This window comes from Pelomonas sp. CA6 (assembly GCF_022549225.1).
In the GTDB taxonomy this organism is placed as follows: domain Bacteria; phylum Pseudomonadota; class Gammaproteobacteria; order Burkholderiales; family Burkholderiaceae_C; genus Roseateles.
Genome location: NZ_JAKZFD010000006.1, coordinates 107,817 through 122,727 on the forward strand (window position 1 = coordinate 107,817; position 14,911 = coordinate 122,727).

The window sequence follows — 14,911 nt, forward strand, 5'->3', positions numbered from 1 at the left end:
CTCCGGTGCTCAGCCCGTGAACGTGCCGGAGGTGATCGTCTCCAGCGATCGGCCTTGCGTGGGCACGCCCAGGATCAGCACCGCGGCCGAGCCGAACAGCAGCACCGCCGTGGTCATGCCGAACACGCCGGCAAAGCCCAGGCTGGGGTAGACCAGGCCCACCAGCACCGGCGCCGCGATGCCGCCGATGCGCCCGATGCCCGAGGCCAGGCCCGAACCGGTGGCGCGGACATGGGTGGGAAAGACTTCCGGCGTGTAGGCATAGATGCCGGCGTAGGCGCCATTCATGAAGAAGGACAGCAGCACGCCGATCAGCATGATCTGGCTTTCGCTGCGCGTGAGCGCCAGGCCCAGCGCGCACAGACCGCCCAGCAGCATGTAGGAGACGATGGTGGCCTGCCGGCCGATGCGCTCGTTCATCCACGCGGCGGTGAAATAGCCGGGCACCTGGGCGATGTAGATCACCAGCGAATAGCCGAAGCTCTTGGTGATGGTCATGCCGCTTTGCACCAGCAGGCTGGGGATCCAGGTGAAGAAGGCGTAGTAGCTGAAGGTCATGGATGCCCACATCAGCCAGGTCATCACCGTGGTGCGGCGCAGGCCGCGAGCCACCAGGGTCGCGTAGTTCCGCAGCACCGAGCCTTGTGTGGTGCTGGGCGCGCTGGCGGCCACCTCCTGCGCGTCCAGCGGACGCAGCGTGGCGCCGCGGCCTTCGACCGAGCGCTCCATCGCCTGGACAACCGCCTCGGCCTCGGCGACGCGGCCCTGGCTCTCCAGCCAGCGCGGCGACTCCGGCAGCGTGCGGCGCCACCAAAGCAGCATCAGCACCGGCAGGGCCGTGATGAAGATGACGATGCGCCATCCCTCGGCGTGAGCCGGGACGACCAGATAGCCCAGCAGGGCCGCGGCGACGAAGCCGAACGAGAAGAAGCCGGCCAGCGTTCCCGTGAACGCGCCCCGGTAGCGGCGCGCGACGAACTCCGACAGATAGGGCGCGATGATCACGCTCTCGGCGCCGCAGCCCAGCCCGGCGACGATGCGCAGCCCCAGAAAGCTGGTCCAGTCCTGGGTCATCGCGCTCAGCGCCGAAGCCAGGCAATAGACGACCAGAGCCGACATCATCACGGCGCGGCGGCCGATCAGGTCGCCCAAGGTGCCGGCGGCCAGGGCGCCGAAGAAGAAGCCCACGAAGCCGGCGCTGGCCATGATGCCGAGCTGCAGGCTGGACAGCGCCCAGGCGCTGCGCAGCACCGGCAGCACGAAGGCGATGATGGCGGCATCCATCGCGTCAAAGGTGTAGCCCAGGCCGCCAGCCAGCAGCAGCTTGCGGTGGAATCCCGAGAACGGCAGCCGCTCGATGCGGGCAGAGATCATGGTCATTGGCAGTCTCCAAACGAGCCGGTGCGAGGGCCGACTTCTTTGGACGCGATCCTAGGGAGGTTGTTTCATTTTTAATAATTTATAGTTGGAATTTGATACATTCATGCGGTGAATGCTTGTCCGGATGGGCGAAGCAAGCCACCCTGGCGCCATGAGCTACCGTTCCGCCGACCTCAACCTGCTGAAGGTGTTCGAAGCCCTGATGACCGAGGGCAGCGTGACCCGCGCGGCCGACAAGCTGTCGCTGAGCCAGCCCGCCGTCAGCAATGCACTGCGCCGCCTGCGCGAGACCTTCGAGGATCCCTTGTTCGTGCGCCAGGGGGCCGGCGTGGCCCCGACGCGGCGGGCAACCGAGCTGTGGGGCCCATTGGCGATGTCGCTGCAAGTGGTGCGCGACTCCATCGAAGGGGCGAGCTTCGAGGCCGCGAGCTGCCGCGCGGAGTTGCGCGTGGCCATGTCGGACTACGTCAGCTGTCTCGTGGCGCCCGGCCTGCTGGAGCACCTGGGCCGGCATGCGCCGGGCGTGCGCTGCCATGCCGTGGCCGGCACGGTGATGGACTTCTGCCAGACCTTGAGCGACGGCCGCGCCGACTTCGCGATCGGTGCCTACAGCGACGACATCCAACGACCGGCCTATCTGCGCTCGCGTCGGCTGTGGACGGTGGACTTCTTCTGTTTCATGCGCAAGAACCATGCGCTGGCTGCCTACGCCAGGATCCCGCTGAGGAAATTCCTCGACGCGCCCCAGGTCGACGTCAGCCTGGAGGGCACGACGAACGTCATCTATGACCGCGTGCTGCACAGCCGCGGGCTGGAGCGACGGCGGGTGTCGACGGTGAGCCACTATGCGAGCGCCTATGAGGTGGTGCGACGCTCGGACCTGATCGCCGTGCTGCCCTGGTCCCGAGGGCTGGAGGTCTTCAACATGGCGGGCCTGCGCCGCGTGCCGCCGCCGCTGGCGGCGCCATCGCGCACGGTCGAGCTGTTCTGGCACGAGCGCCACGACAGCTCGGCGCTGCATCAGTGGGTCAGGGAGGCGGTGGTGGCGCTCTTCGCTCGCGACTGAGAGCGCCAGGATTGACCCTGGCCCCGGGCTCTTCTACATTACTGACCAATTGGTCATTATTCGATGAGCAGCCCCGCCAGTCCCCGTCAGCGCCGCAAGGAGGCCCGCCCCCAGGAACTCCTGGACGCGGCGCTGGCCCTGTTCGTCGAGAAGGGCTTTGCCGCCACCCGTTCCGAGGAGGTGGCCGCGCGGGCCGGCGTTTCCAAAGGGACGCTGTACCTGTACTACCCCTCCAAGGAAGAGTTGTTCAAGGCGGTGGTGCGCGAATCGCTGGCGGCCAAGATCGCCGAGGGGGCCGAGGAACTGGCGCGCCACCAGGGCCCCATGGCCGAGCTGCTGGTCTGGGTCATGCACGAGTGGTGGCAGCGCATGGGCTGCACGCCGGTGGGCGGCATCATGAAGATCATGGTCAGCGAGGCGCGCAACTTCCCGGAGCTGACCCGCTTCTATGTGGACGAGGTGATCCTGCCCTTCTGCGCGCTGCTGGCCGAGGTGCTGCAACGCGGCGTGGCGCGCGGCGAGTTCCGCCCGGTGGACGTGGAGTCCACCGTGCATGTGCTGATCGGCCCGGTGCTGCACCTGGTGATGCACCAGCATTCCATCGGCGCCTGCGGGCTGGGTCATGGCCCCAAGCCCGACCCGGACCTGGTGCTGGCGACACAGATGGAACTGATGCTGCGAGGACTGCTCCGCGACCCTGGACAGATGCCCGCTGCCGTGCGCATGCGACAGCCGACCGACCCGCCGGGCGAGGGCGGGGCGGGCATTCCTTAGAATGCCGGCCGGGCCATGGCACCCCTTGGGTCATGGCATCCCCAGGGCCGCGCGGAGCGCGCCCAACGAGAGGACGAGAAATGAACTTCGAACAAGCCCGTTTCAACATGATCGAGCAGCAGATCCGCCCCTGGGACGTGCTCGACCCGTCGGTGCTGGAACTGCTGGCCGTGGTCAAGCGCGAGGACTTCGTGCCCGCCGCCTATCGCAACATGGCCTTCACCGACACCGAGCTGCCGCTGAATGCCACCCGCCGCACGCTGCCCCCGCGGGTGGAGGCGCGCCTGCTGCAGGAGCTGCAGGTGCAGCGCCACGAGAAAGTGCTGGAGATCGGCACTGGCAGCGGCTACATGGCCGCGCTGCTGGGCCACCGCGCCCAGCAGGTGTACACGCTGGAGCCGGATGCCCAACTCGCCGCCCAGGCCCGCGAGGCGCTGCGCCGGGCCGGCGTGGTCAACGTCAAGGTGATCGAGGCCGATGGCCGCCAGGGCCTGCCGGGCGAGGCGCCGTTCGACGTCATCGTGCTGTCCGGCTCGGTGGCCGAGCTGCCCCAGGTGCTGGTGGACCAGCTGAAGCCGGGCGGCCGGCTGATCGCCATCGTCGGCCATGAGCCGGTGATGCAGGCCCAGCTGCTGCACCGCTCGGCGCAGGGCAGCAGCCAGACCGTGCTGTTCGAGACTGTCGCGCCGCGTCTGCCCGGATTCGAGCAGGCCCCGGCCTTCTCGTTCTGACGCCGGCCCGCGATGCAGGAGCTCAGCGCGCGTGAACTGCAGGCCTTGCTGGCCAGCCCTCAGCCGCCGCTGCTGCTGGACGTGCGCCAGCCCTGGGAGGCGCAGCTGGCCCGCATCGCCGCGGAGCCACAGCGGCTCATCCCCATGCAGGAGCTGGGCCGACGCTGGACGGAACTCGCCGGTCTTGCGCAGCCCATCGTCTGCTATTGCCATCACGGCATGCGCAGCATGCAGGTCGTCGCATTTCTTTCGCAACAAGGGATGGATTCGGTCTATAACCTCGCCGGCGGCATCGACGCATGGTCGTGCGAGGTCGACCCCACGGTGCCCAGGTACTGAAACCAAGAAGCCATCAAGTCACATCAAGGAAGCCTCATGGCCGCAGATCGTCGCCCGTCTCTCCCATCTCTTGCCTTGCGCGCCAGCTCGCTGGCTGCCGCGCTGTGCCTGGCCCTGGGCAGTGCCCAGGCGCAGAGCCTGCAGGAGCTGTACGACGCGGCCCGTGCCTTCGACGCCACCTACCTGGGTGCGCGCGCCGTTGCCGACTCGGCGCAGTACAAGTACGGCCAGGCCGAGGCGCTGAACCGCCCGACGCTGGGGCTGGGCGTGAGCGCCACCCGCACCGAAACCGACCCGCCGGGTTCGCTGCCGCGCGACCGCTTCGGCGGCACGCAGGCTCAGGCCGGCCTGTCGGCGAAGTATGCGGTGTTCAATCGCAGCAACTCGGTCACCATTGAGCAGGCGCGCCGCAATCTGGAAATCGCCACCGCCGACCTGGAGTCGGCCGAGCAGGATCTGATCGTGCGCGTGGCCCAGGCCTATTTCGACGTGCTGGCGGCCCAGGACACGCTGGCGACCTCGCGCGCCAACAAGACCGCGATCGCCGAGCAGCTGGCCTCCGCGAAGCGCAACTTCGAGGTCGGCACCGCCACCATCACCGACACCCGCGAAGCGCAGGCCAAGTACGACCTGGCCGTGGCCAACGAGCTGGGCGCCGACAACGACCTGCGCGTCAAGCGCGTGACGCTGGACCAACTGGTGGGGCGCGTCAACGTGCAGCCCAAGCCGCTGGCCCAACCGGTGGCGCTGCCGGCCGTGCAGCCGGCCGAGGTCGACCCCTGGGTGACACAGGCCGAGGAGCTGCATCCCGGCGTGCGCAAGGCGCGCGTGGGACTGGACATCGCCCGCCTGGAGATCGACAAGGCCAAGGCCGGCCACCTGCCCACCGTGGACTTGAGTGGCTCGTTGGGCGCCCTGCGCCAGAGCGGCACGCTGTACGCGGCCCAGAGCGGCACCACGCCCAGCGCCAGCATCGGCGTGAGCCTGTCGCTGCCGCTGTACACCGGCGGCGCGGTCACCAACCGCATCAAGGAAACCGTCGCGCTGGAAGAGAAGTCCCGCAACGACCTGGACTTCGCCCGCCGCAGCGTGATCGAGGGCACCCGCCGTGCCTTCTTTGGCGTGCAGTCGCTGCAGGCCCAGGTCAAGGCCTACGAGGCGGCCGAGGCCTCGTCCAAGCTGGCGCTGGAGGCCACGCAGCTCGGCTACAAGGTGGGCGTGCGCGTCAACCTGGACGTGCTGAACGCACTGACCCAGCTCTACAGCACCCAGCAGAGCCTGGCCAAGGCGCGCTACGACGTGCTGGTGAACAGCCTCAAGCTGCGCCAGGCCGCGGGTCAGCTGAAGCCCGAGGACGTCACGGCCATCAACCAGCTGCTGGCGAAGTAAGCGCCGTGGGGTCAGGTCTTGCCTGACCTTGCGAGTCGCCGCCTTCGCCGGTTTGGGCCCGCCGATGGCGGGCTTTTTCATGTCTGCGCCGTGCGCATGTCCGGCTGCGCGACAATGCCAGTCCTGCGAACTGGCCGGCGGTAATCCGGCCTCTGCATGAGCCGATGCTGTACCTGCTTTCCCCTGCCAAATCCCTGGACTACGACAGCCCCACGCCCAGCGCGTTGCGGGCGCTGCAGACGCTGCCTCAGTTCATCCCCGAGGCCGACGCGCTGATCGGCATCCTGCGGCGCAAGACGCCGGCGCAGATTGCCGAGCTGATGGACCTGTCCGAAGCGTTGGCCGGGCTCAACGCGGCGCGCTATGCCGCCTGGTCGACGCGGTTCGATGAGCACAACAGCAAGCCCGCGGTGCTGGCCTTCAATGGCGATGTCTACACGGGGCTTCAGGCCGCCAGCCTGGGCGTGGACGAGCTGCGCTGGGCCCAGGACCATGTGCTGATGCTCTCCGGGCTGTACGGCGTGCTGCGCCCGCTGGACCTGATGCAGCCCTACCGGCTGGAGATGGGGACGGCGCTGGAGAATCCTCGGGGCCGCACCCTCTATGCCTACTGGGGCGACCGCATCGCCGAACACCTCAACGAACGCGCGGCGCAGCAGCGCACGCCGGTGATCGTCAACCTGGCCTCGCAGGAATACTTCAAGGCCGCGGATCGCCAGGCGCTCAAGCCGCGCGTGCTCGACTGCCAGTTTGAGGACTGGAAGGGCGGGCGCTACAAAATCATCAGCTTCTTCGCGAAGAAGGCGCGAGGGCTGATGGCGCGCTATGCGATCCAGAACCGCATCGACCGCCCGGAAGGGCTGCTGGATTTCGACCTGGAAGGCTATCGCTACGCGGCCGAGGCCTCCAGCCAGGAGCGCCTGGTCTTCCGCCGCCGCCTGAACGAGGAGTGAGCCCCGGGGCCCACCACAGGACATGAGCCAATCCGTCACGCCAGAACTGCGCCAGTGGGTGCAGCAGCAGCTTGCCGCCGGAGTCTCGCGGGAGGCCTTGTACCAATCCATGCTCAGCAGCGGGTGGATGCCCGAGGTGGCCAGCCAGGCGTTGGGCCAGCAGGCCGAATCCCTGCCGTCATGGACCGCGCCGGCGCCGGCGCAGCCGGCACGCCCGCGCGGTGAACTGCCCGAGCCGGACCTGGCCGCGCAGCACAGCGAGATCGAGGTGCTGGGGCGCAAGGTCCGCGTGCTGATGGCGCTGGAGCGCCCGCGGGTGGTGGTGTTCGGCGGCTTGTTGAGCGACGACGAGTGCGATGCGATGGTGCTGGCCGCGCGCAACCGGCTGGCGCGCTCCGAAACGGTGGCGTCGCGCAACGAGGGGTCCGAGGTGAACTCCGCGCGCACCAGCGAAGGCATGTTCTTCGAGCGCGGCGAGACCGAGGTCTGCGCGCGCGTCGAGGCCAGGCTCGCGGCCCTGCTGAACTGGCCGGCCAGCCATGGCGAGGGCCTGCAGGTGCTGCGTTACCGGCGCGGCGCCGAGTACCTGCCGCACTACGACTACTTCGAGCCGCACCACGCCAGCTCCAAGGCCATCCTGCAGCGCGGCGGACAGCGCGTGGGCACGGTGGTGATGTACCTGAACACGCCCGAGCGCGGGGGCGCCACGACCTTCCCCGACATCAAGCTCGATGTGATGGCGGTCAAGGGCAATGCGGTTTTTTTCAGCTATGACCGGCCGGATCCAGCGACACTGACACTGCACGGCGGTGCGCCGGTGCTGGATGGTGAAAAATGGGTGGCCACCAAGTGGCTGCGCGAACGGGAATTCATTTGAGCGCCAGTTCCGGGGCCGGGCCCCGGCTGTGCCATGAACAAAGAGTTTTTTAGAAGGACTGCTATGAAGATCACGAATCGCTTGACTCTGCGTGCCGCCATCGCCGCGGGCGCGCTGGCGCTCTGCGGCCTCAGCCAAGCCCAGGGACAGGCCCAGTCCGGTGTGGTGAAGGCCGCGCCGGTGGCCCCCGCGGTGGAGGCCCCCGTGATGGCGCCGGCCGCCCAGGCCCAGCCCGCTTACATGGCGCCCGCGGCGCAGGCGCCCAAGGCCAAGAAGGGCAAGACCGCGGCGGGCTCGTCGCACAAGGCTGGCAAGAAGAAGTCGGCGGCCCGCAAGTCCGGCAAGCACGCCGGCAAGAAGGCCTCCATGAAGAGCGGCAAGGCTCCCAAGATGGCCAAACACAAGGGCTCGCGCGCCAAGACGCACGCCTGATCGGCCGGCCGCCCGGCCCTCGGCACGGGAAGGGTGGCCGCGTCAGCGGCGCAGCGGCAGCGGGCTTTGCTTCAGCTGCCGCAGCACGAAGCTGCTCTTGCTGTGCCGTATGCCGGGAATCTTGTAGAGGCGCTCGCGCAGCAGGCGCTCGTAATCGCGCGTGTCCGCGACGGCGATGCGCAGGTAGTAGTCGTAGTCCCCGGACACCAGAAAAGCCTCCTGCACCTCGGGGATGGCTTCCAGCGCGCGGCCGAAGTCGAACAGCGCCTCGTCCGAATGGCTGTCCAGCGTCACATGGACGATCACCGTGTCCGGCAGGCCCACCTTGGCGGCATTCACGCGCACGGTGTAGCCCTCGATCACGCCGGACTCCTCCATGCGCTTGATCCGGGTCCAGCACGGTGAGCTGCTGAGGCCCACGCGACCGCTGAGCTCCTGCAGGCTGATGCGCGCGTCGCGCTGCAGTTCGCTGAGGATGGTCAGGTCCAGTTTGTCGAGCTTGATCTGCATTTGCGCTTGCTGGCGGGAGGATTTTCTGCGAAGAGCCGATTGTCCGGCAACTTCGGAAGCCTTTGCCGCGGAGCTTGATCGACAGTGGGGGCATGAACTCCCTGCTCGATCCTCCCTCCCGCGTACTTCCCGCCGCCTCGGTTGAGGCGGGCGTCGAATCCCTCGCCGAGCCGCCCGCCCCGACGCCGCGCAATGGCGCGCAGACCCTGGTCGACACCCTGGTCGAACTGGGGGTGGACACGGTGTTCGGCTATCCGGGCGGCGCGGTGCTGCCGCTCTACGACGCGCTGTTCGACGAACCACGGCTGCGCCATGTGCTGGTGAGGCACGAGCAGGCGGCCGTGCATGCGGCACAGGGCTATGCACGCAGCACCGGCCGCGTGGGCGTGGTGCTGGTCACCTCCGGGCCGGGCATGAGCAACACCACGACCGGCCTGCTGGACGCGCTGAGCGACTCCATCCCGGTGCTGTGCATCAGCGGCCAGGTGGCGCGCGCCGCGATCGGCACGGACGCGTTCCAGGAATGCGATGCGCTGGGCATCTCGCGCCCGGTGACGAAATGGAATGCCCAGGTGCGCGATCCCGCACAGCTGGGCGCGCTGCTGCGGCGCGCCCATGCGCTGGCGGGTTCGGGGCGGCCGGGGCCGGTGCTGATCGACGTGCCCAAGGACGTGCAGCAGGCGCCCGTGCCGCGCACCGCGCCGGCCGTGCCCCTGCGCAAGCCGGCCTTGCCGTCCGCGCTGGACCCGGAGTCGCTGTGCCAGGCCGTGGCGCTGCTGGCGTCGGCACGCCGGCCGTTGTTCTATGGCGGAGGCGGGTTGATCAATGCCGGCCCCGAGGCCTGCGCCGCCTTCGCCGACTGGGCGAGGGCCTGCGGGGCGCCGGTCACGCTGACGCTGATGGGCCTGGGCGCCTTCCCGGCCTCCGACCCATTGTTCCTGGGCATGCCTGGCATGCATGGCACGCTGGAGGCCAATCTGGCGATGCATCATGCGGACCTGCTCGTCTGCGTCGGCGCGCGTTTCGATGACCGCGTGACCGGCCGGCTGGACGCCTTCAGCCCGGGGGCGCGCGTGATCCACCTGGACATCGATCCCTGCAGCCTGCACAAGGTGCGGCGCGCGGATGTCGCGCTGCGTGCCGACGCGGGCGCGGGGCTGGCGGCGCTGCGGGCCGCCTGGGAGCGCAGGGCGTTTTCAGGGCAAGACCTGACCCCCTGGTGGGGGCGCATCGAGGGCTGGCGGGCGCGCCGCTGCCTGGCTTATCGCGACCCGGCCGGTGGCGCCATCCTGCCGCAGGCGCTGATGGCGCGGCTGGACGCGGCGCTGCGCGCGCGCCGCGCGCGCGACCCCATCGTCGCCACCGACGTGGGGCAGCATCAGATGTGGGCGGCCCAGCACCTGGGCATCGAGTCGCCGCGGCGCTGGCTCAGTTCGGGCGGCGCCGGCACCATGGGCTACGGGCTGCCGGCGGCGATCGGCGCGCAGATCGCGCACCCCGAGGCGCTGGTGGTCTGCGTCAGCGGTGATGCGTCGGTGCTGATGAACATCCAGGAGCTGTCCACCGCGGTTCAGCACGGCGCGCCGGTGAAGCTGATCCTCAGCAATAACGGCTACATGGGCATGGTGCGCCAGTGGCAGCAGCTGATCCATGGCGGTCGGCTGAGCCACAGCTACACCGAGGCGCTGCCCGACTTCGTCGCGCTGGCGCAGGCCTTCGGCTGGCAGTCGCGCCGCGTCACCCGACGCGCCGAACTGGACGAGGCGCTGGCGCACTGCCTGGATACCCCGGGGCCGCAGCTGCTGGATGTGGCCGTGGTGGCGCAGGAAAACTGCTTTCCCATGGTGCCGGCGGGCGCGGGCCACCACGAAGTCTGGCTGGCCGAGGGGCAGCCCTATGCCGAGGGCCCATCCGGCGCCCAGCCATAAAAAAAGGCAGCCTATGCAGGCTGCCTTTCTTGCGGGAGTCCGGTTGGGCGCTCAGACGCGCTTGCGGTACTCATGCGTGCGGGTGTCGATTTCGATCTTGTCGCCGGATTCGACGAACAGCGGCACGGCGATCTCGAAGCCGGTGCCGACGATGCGGGCGGGCTTCATGACCTTGCCCGAGGTGTCGCCCTTGACGGCCGGCTCGGTCTCGATCTCGCGCACGATGGTGGTGGGCAGCTCCACGGAGATGGCCTTGCCGTCGTAGAACACCACTTCCACTTCCATGCCGTCCTGCAGGTATTGCACGGTGTCGCCCATGTTCTCGGCTTCCACCTCGAACTGGTTGTATTCGGTGTCCATGAACACATACATCGGGTCGGCGAAGTAGGAGTAGGTGCACTCCTTCTTGTCGAGGATGATCTGGTCCATCTTGTCGTCGGCCTTGAACACCACTTCGGCGCCAGCGCCGTTCAGCAGGTTCTTCATCTTCATGCGCACGGTGGCGGCGCCGCGGCCACCCCGGCTGTATTCGGTCTTCAGCACGACCATCGGGTCCTTGCCCTGCATGATGACGTTGCCGGCGCGGATTTCTTGAGCGAGTTTCATGATGGTTCCGGTATCGGTAGTTCCGGGTGTTGAACGCATCTTGACAACCCAGGCTGGACGGCCAAAACGCGCGAAAAGCCCGCTATTCTAGCCCGAGATGCCGTGTTTCCGGGCGACGAAGCCACAGAGCTGCTCGGCAAGAGGCGCTTGCTGCGCCAGTTCGTCACGCCAGCGCCGCTGCTGCCGGGCCGCCTCGGGGAGCTGGTGCAGGGCGCGACGGGCCTCCTCGTTCCAGGGGCCCAGCCCGTTCCAGGCCAGCGCCAGGGCTTGCCAGGACTGGCGCAGCGCCGCCGGCGCGCCAGCCCAGGCCAGGTCCAGCCAGGCGCGCAGCTTGGGGCCATGCGCGCCGTCGTCCTGGTGATAGATGTGCCACAGCATCGGCGCCGCGGCCCATTGCGCGCGCACGAAGGAATCTTCGCCACGCACCAGGTTCAGATCGCAGGACCACAGCAGGCGGTCGAAGTCCTGCTGGCTCAGATAGGGCAGAGTGAGGCAGCGCTGGCCAGGGCGCAGCAACGCGGGCACGCGCGTCTGCGCGTCGCCTGGGCACAGCAGCAGCAACCAGCGGCCGGGCAGGGCGTCGAGCAGGGCCCGCAGCGGCGCATGCGGATAGGCGAACAGCATCAGCACCCGCTCGCCCGGCTCCGGCGCCCAGCCGCGCTCGGTCAGCCAGGCCGCACCGTCGTGCGCGGCGCGCGCCTGCAGCAGGCCCGTCTCGCGAGGCAGCCCGCCAGTGCGCGGCGTGAAACCCGGATAGAAGAACCACTTCTGCAGGCCGGCGCCCGGGCCGCTGAACTGCGGCGAGCGCAGGCCGTGGCTGCGCTCGACATAGGGCTCGGCACTGAGGTACTCGAGATTGATCCAGGTCGGCGCCACGCGGGCCTGGGCCATGCGCTGCAGATAGGCCGGCGGCAACTCGCAGCCGAAGGTCTCCAGCACCACCTCGGCCGGATCGGCCGATTCGCTGGCGGCCCAGGGCCGGCAGTCCAGCCCGGGCACGGGGGCGGGCTGCATCCAGCCCAGGGCCGACAGGTCGTCGCACCACAGACGCACGGCATGGCCGCGCTGCGCGAGCTCGCGCGCCAGCCGCAGGTCCACACCCAGGTCGCCGTGGTTGTCGATCACGCGGCAAAAGAAATCCCAGCGCCGCGGGGCTGGCGCGACCGGAACGAGAGGGGAGGGCATGGGCGGATTATCGGCGGCGGCACAATCGCGGGCATGAACACGCAAGCGCCGGGCGACGACAAGGCCCCGGAATCCACTCAGGACGACAAGCAGACCCAGCTGACCGCGCTGGGCGAACAGGTGTTGAGCCAATGGCGCGAAGAGCGCGAGGCCGACGAGGCGGCCGAGGCGCGCCGGGTGGCCGAGGTCGAACAGGCGGCGCGCGAGTCGCGCGAGCGCCTGCTCGCCGAGGTGGCCGCGCTGCCCAGCCTGCCTGGGGTCTACCGCTATTTCGACGCCCAGGGCCAGGTGCTCTACGTGGGCAAGGCCAAGAACCTGAAGCGGCGCGTGTCCAGCTATTTCCAGAAGGACCATGGCGGCACCCGCATCGGCATGATGGTGGCGCGCATCGCGCGGCTGGAGACCACGGTGGTGCGCACCGAGGCCGAGGCCCTGCTGCTGGAAAACAACCTGATCAAGGCGCTGGACCCGCGCTTCAACATCCTCTTCCGCGACGACAAGAGCTATCCCTATCTGCGTCTGTCCGGCCATGAGTGGCCGCGCATCAGCTACTACCGTGGCGCGGTGGACCGGCGCCATCGCTACTTCGGCCCCTTCCCCAGTGCCTGGGCGGTCAAGGAGTCCATCCAATTGCTGCAGAAGGTCTTCCATCTGCGCACCTGCGAGGACACGGTCTTCAATAACCGCAGCCGGCCCTGCCTGCTGTTCCAGATCCGGCGCTGCTCGGGGCCCTGTGTGCCCGAGGGGCGGACCGATGAGTACCGGCGCAATGTGCGCAACGCCGAGCGCTTCCTGCTCGGCGAGACCGAGGAGGTGCTGCAGGGACTGCAGGACCAGATGATGGCGCATGCCGAGCGCCTGGAGTACGAGCAGGCGGCCGAGCTGCGCAACCAGATCGGCGCGCTGTCGCGCGTGCTGCAGCAGCAGGCGGTGGACGAGAACAGCGCCACCGGCCGCGACCGCGACGTCGACATCCTCGCCGTCAAGGTGCAGGGCGGACGCGCCTGCGTCAACCTCGCCATGGTGCGCGGCGGCCGCCATCTGGGCGACCGTGCCTACTTCCCGCGCCATGTCGACGATGCGACGGCGCTGCGCCTGGACGCGCTCGATGACGACGACCGCGGGCTCGCGGAGAGCGAGCATTCGCCGGAGCGCCAGGTGCTGGAAGCCTTCATCGCGCAGCACTACCTGGAAGCCGCGGTGCCACCCTTGCTGGTGCTGTCGCATGCGGTGGACGAGGAGCTGGGCCAGGCGCTGTCCGCGCAGGCCGGCTACAAGGTCGGCACCCAGCCGCAGCCGCGCGGGCAGCGCCGCATCTGGCAGGAGATGTGTGTCAAGGGCGCGGAGCTGGCGCTGGCCCGTCTGCTCGCCGAGGAAGGCTCGCAGCAGGCGCGCACGCGCGCGTTGGCCGAGGCACTGGACCTCAACCTGGGCGACCTGGACCGGCTGCGCATCGAGTGCTTCGACATCAGCCACACGGCGGGCGAGGCCACCATGGCCTCCTGCGTCGTCTTCGAGGGCCACCAGATGCAGAGCAGCCAGTACCGGCGCTACAACATCGAGGGCGTCACCGGCGGCGACGACTATGCCGCGATGCGGCAGGTGTTGACGCGCCGCTACAGCAAGCTGGCCGAGGCGGCCCAGAATGGCCAGGGCCGCCTGCCGGACCTGGTGCTGGTGGACGGCGGCAAGGGCCAGGTCTCCATGGCGCGGGAGGTCTTCGAGGAGCTGGGGCTGGACCTGGGCCTGATCGTCGGTGTCGAGAAGGGCGAGGGGCGCAAGGTGGGCCTGGAGGAGCTGGTGTTCGCCGATGGGCGCGAGAAGGTCTACCTGGGCCGCGACTCGGCGGCGCTGATGCTGGTGGCCCAGATCCGCGACGAGGCGCATCGCTTCGCGATCACCGGCATGCGCGCACGCCGGGCGTCGGTGCGCACCGGAGGCTCGCGCCTGGAGGACGTGCCCGGCGTGGGGCCCAAGAAGCGTGCGCAGCTGTTGCAGCGCTTTGGCGGCGTGCGTGGCGTGGCTGGCGCCAGCGTCGAGGAATTGGCAGGCGTGAAAGGCATTTCGCGCGAATTGGCAGAGGAGATTTATCGTGCCTTGCATTGAAGAACAACGCGCCGCCTCGTGGCTGAAGCGGGCGCTGGGCCTGGGCCTGAGCCTGGTGCTGGCCGGTTGCGGCACCAGCCGCGGCCCGGCCGAACCGCGCTCCGGCGCGAACCTGCCCCAAGCGGGCGCGGCGCAGAAGTCGCCTGGGCAGCCGGCCACGGCCGGCGCCCACGGCCCTGTCGAACTGGCGCCAGCCCAGCCGGTGCGCACCCATGACGAGCTGCGCCTACAGGCGGCGCGCCGCCTGGTCGCCGCCAATCCCGAGCGCAGCTACATGGGCGAGGTGCCGGCGGTGCTGCTGGCCATCCCGGTGCTGGAAGTCGAGCTCAACCGCGACGGTAGCGTCAAGCGCGTCGCCGTGATGCGCGAGCCGGGGCAGGCGCGCGACACCATCCAGCTCGCCATTGACGCGGTGCATCGCGCCGCGCCCTATGGCGATCTGTCCCATCTGCCGCGGCCCTGGAAGTTCAACGAGGTCTTCCTGTTCAACGACGAAAGGCGCTTCAAGCCGCGTACGCTGGACGACTGAAGGCCCATCCGTCCGGTCGCTTCGCGCCAGGCGCCGCCGAGGTCAGGAAAATCGGGAGCGGCCCTCCGTTTTCTTCAGCGACGGGGCGAGAAAGCGACAGGGCGGG

At 69.1% G+C, this 14,911-nt stretch carries 15 protein-coding genes; 11 read left to right on the forward strand and 4 right to left on the reverse strand.

The window, feature by feature from the left end; translation table 11 throughout:
* Positions 1 to 9: 9 nt before the first annotated feature.
* On the reverse strand, positions 10 to 1,380 hold the full coding sequence (locus tag LZ017_RS11860; RefSeq protein WP_241397038.1) for an MFS transporter: 1,371 nt from the start codon (positions 1,378 to 1,380) through the stop codon (positions 10 to 12).
* A gap of 151 nt (positions 1,381 to 1,531) precedes the next feature.
* Here LZ017_RS11860 and LZ017_RS11865 point away from each other — a divergent pair, with 151 nt between their 5' ends.
* The 8 genes from LZ017_RS11865 (at position 1,532) to LZ017_RS11900 (ending at position 7,941) form a co-directional block, all read left to right on the forward strand.
* A complete protein-coding gene (locus tag LZ017_RS11865; RefSeq protein WP_241397039.1) occupies positions 1,532 to 2,446 on the forward strand; it encodes a LysR family transcriptional regulator in 915 nt (304 codons plus the stop codon).
* Between the two features lie 63 nt (positions 2,447 to 2,509).
* Positions 2,510 to 3,220, forward strand: a complete 711-nt coding sequence (locus LZ017_RS11870) for a TetR/AcrR family transcriptional regulator (protein WP_241397040.1) — start codon at positions 2,510 to 2,512, stop codon at positions 3,218 to 3,220.
* An 80-nt stretch (positions 3,221 to 3,300) separates the two neighbouring features.
* On the forward strand, positions 3,301 to 3,951 hold the full coding sequence (locus tag LZ017_RS11875; protein ID WP_241397041.1) for a protein-L-isoaspartate O-methyltransferase: 651 nt from the start codon (positions 3,301 to 3,303) through the stop codon (positions 3,949 to 3,951).
* A gap of 12 nt (positions 3,952 to 3,963) precedes the next feature.
* Entirely contained in the window at positions 3,964 to 4,290 is a 327-nt protein-coding gene (locus LZ017_RS11880; protein WP_241397042.1) for a rhodanese-like domain-containing protein, read from the forward strand.
* A 36-nt stretch (positions 4,291 to 4,326) separates the two neighbouring features.
* Complete coding sequence (locus LZ017_RS11885) at positions 4,327 to 5,679, forward strand: TolC family outer membrane protein (RefSeq protein WP_241397043.1); 1,353 nt, start codon at positions 4,327 to 4,329, stop codon at positions 5,677 to 5,679.
* 164 nt (positions 5,680 to 5,843) lie between these two features.
* Entirely contained in the window at positions 5,844 to 6,632 is a 789-nt protein-coding gene (gene yaaA / locus LZ017_RS11890; protein WP_241397044.1) for a peroxide stress protein YaaA, read from the forward strand.
* Positions 6,633 to 6,654: 22 nt separating this feature from the next.
* A complete protein-coding gene (locus LZ017_RS11895) occupies positions 6,655 to 7,509 on the forward strand; it encodes a 2OG-Fe(II) oxygenase (RefSeq protein WP_241397045.1) in 855 nt (284 codons plus the stop codon).
* A gap of 63 nt (positions 7,510 to 7,572) precedes the next feature.
* The gene (locus tag LZ017_RS11900; RefSeq protein ID WP_241397046.1) at positions 7,573 to 7,941 is read left to right on the forward strand and encodes a hypothetical protein; all 369 of its coding nucleotides are present in this window, start codon (positions 7,573 to 7,575) and stop codon (positions 7,939 to 7,941) included.
* Positions 7,942 to 7,983: 42 nt separating this feature from the next.
* On the opposite strand, the gene LZ017_RS11905 is transcribed toward LZ017_RS11900, so the two are convergent.
* Entirely contained in the window at positions 7,984 to 8,445 is a 462-nt protein-coding gene (locus LZ017_RS11905; RefSeq protein ID WP_241397197.1) for an Lrp/AsnC family transcriptional regulator, read from the reverse strand.
* A 98-nt stretch (positions 8,446 to 8,543) separates the two neighbouring features.
* Between LZ017_RS11905 and ilvB the strand changes: the two genes are divergently transcribed.
* Positions 8,544 to 10,379 (forward strand): biosynthetic-type acetolactate synthase large subunit, encoded by a 1,836-nt coding sequence (ilvB, locus tag LZ017_RS11910; RefSeq protein ID WP_241397047.1) that lies wholly within the window; start codon positions 8,544 to 8,546, stop codon positions 10,377 to 10,379.
* A 51-nt stretch (positions 10,380 to 10,430) separates the two neighbouring features.
* Here ilvB and efp read toward each other — a convergent pair whose 3' ends face one another.
* The gene (efp, locus tag LZ017_RS11915; RefSeq protein WP_241397048.1) at positions 10,431 to 10,985 is read right to left on the reverse strand and encodes an elongation factor P; all 555 of its coding nucleotides are present in this window, start codon (positions 10,983 to 10,985) and stop codon (positions 10,431 to 10,433) included.
* Between the two features lie 87 nt (positions 10,986 to 11,072).
* Positions 11,073 to 12,170, reverse strand: coding sequence for an elongation factor P maturation arginine rhamnosyltransferase EarP (gene earP, locus LZ017_RS11920; protein ID WP_241397049.1), 1,098 nt, complete (start codon positions 12,168 to 12,170; stop codon positions 11,073 to 11,075).
* A 33-nt stretch (positions 12,171 to 12,203) separates the two neighbouring features.
* Here earP and uvrC point away from each other — a divergent pair, with 33 nt between their 5' ends.
* Together uvrC and LZ017_RS11930 are read left to right on the forward strand one after the other, a co-directional pair.
* Positions 12,204 to 14,276 (forward strand): excinuclease ABC subunit UvrC, encoded by a 2,073-nt coding sequence (uvrC, locus tag LZ017_RS11925; protein WP_241397050.1) that lies wholly within the window; start codon positions 12,204 to 12,206, stop codon positions 14,274 to 14,276.
* Positions 14,263 to 14,805: a hypothetical protein gene (locus LZ017_RS11930; RefSeq protein WP_241397051.1), complete on the forward strand. Its 543-nt coding sequence runs from the start codon at positions 14,263 to 14,265 to the stop codon at positions 14,803 to 14,805. The genes uvrC and LZ017_RS11930 overlap by 14 nt, the downstream gene beginning before the upstream one ends.
* Positions 14,806 to 14,911 lie beyond the last annotated feature (106 nt).

Bases quoted from the DNA above. Each gene is read 5' to 3' on its own strand.
- LZ017_RS11860 (WP_241397038.1), bottom strand. From the start codon at position 1,380: ATGACCATGATCTCTGCCCGCATCGAGCGGCTGCCGTTCTCGGGATTC.
- LZ017_RS11865 (WP_241397039.1), top strand. From the start codon at position 1,532: ATGAGCTACCGTTCCGCCGACCTCAACCTGCTGAAGGTGTTCGAAGCC.
- LZ017_RS11870 (WP_241397040.1), top strand. From the start codon at position 2,510: ATGAGCAGCCCCGCCAGTCCCCGTCAGCGCCGCAAGGAGGCCCGCCCC.
- LZ017_RS11875 (WP_241397041.1), top strand. From the start codon at position 3,301: ATGAACTTCGAACAAGCCCGTTTCAACATGATCGAGCAGCAGATCCGC.
- LZ017_RS11880 (WP_241397042.1), top strand. From the start codon at position 3,964: ATGCAGGAGCTCAGCGCGCGTGAACTGCAGGCCTTGCTGGCCAGCCCT.
- LZ017_RS11885 (WP_241397043.1), top strand. From the start codon at position 4,327: ATGGCCGCAGATCGTCGCCCGTCTCTCCCATCTCTTGCCTTGCGCGCC.
- yaaA (WP_241397044.1), top strand. From the start codon at position 5,844: ATGCTGTACCTGCTTTCCCCTGCCAAATCCCTGGACTACGACAGCCCC.
- LZ017_RS11895 (WP_241397045.1), top strand. From the start codon at position 6,655: ATGAGCCAATCCGTCACGCCAGAACTGCGCCAGTGGGTGCAGCAGCAG.
- LZ017_RS11900 (WP_241397046.1), top strand. From the start codon at position 7,573: ATGAAGATCACGAATCGCTTGACTCTGCGTGCCGCCATCGCCGCGGGC.
- ilvB (WP_241397047.1), top strand. From the start codon at position 8,544: ATGAACTCCCTGCTCGATCCTCCCTCCCGCGTACTTCCCGCCGCCTCG.
- efp (WP_241397048.1), bottom strand. From the start codon at position 10,985: ATGAAACTCGCTCAAGAAATCCGCGCCGGCAACGTCATCATGCAGGGC.
- earP (WP_241397049.1), bottom strand. From the start codon at position 12,170: ATGCCCTCCCCTCTCGTTCCGGTCGCGCCAGCCCCGCGGCGCTGGGAT.
- uvrC (WP_241397050.1), top strand. From the start codon at position 12,204: ATGAACACGCAAGCGCCGGGCGACGACAAGGCCCCGGAATCCACTCAG.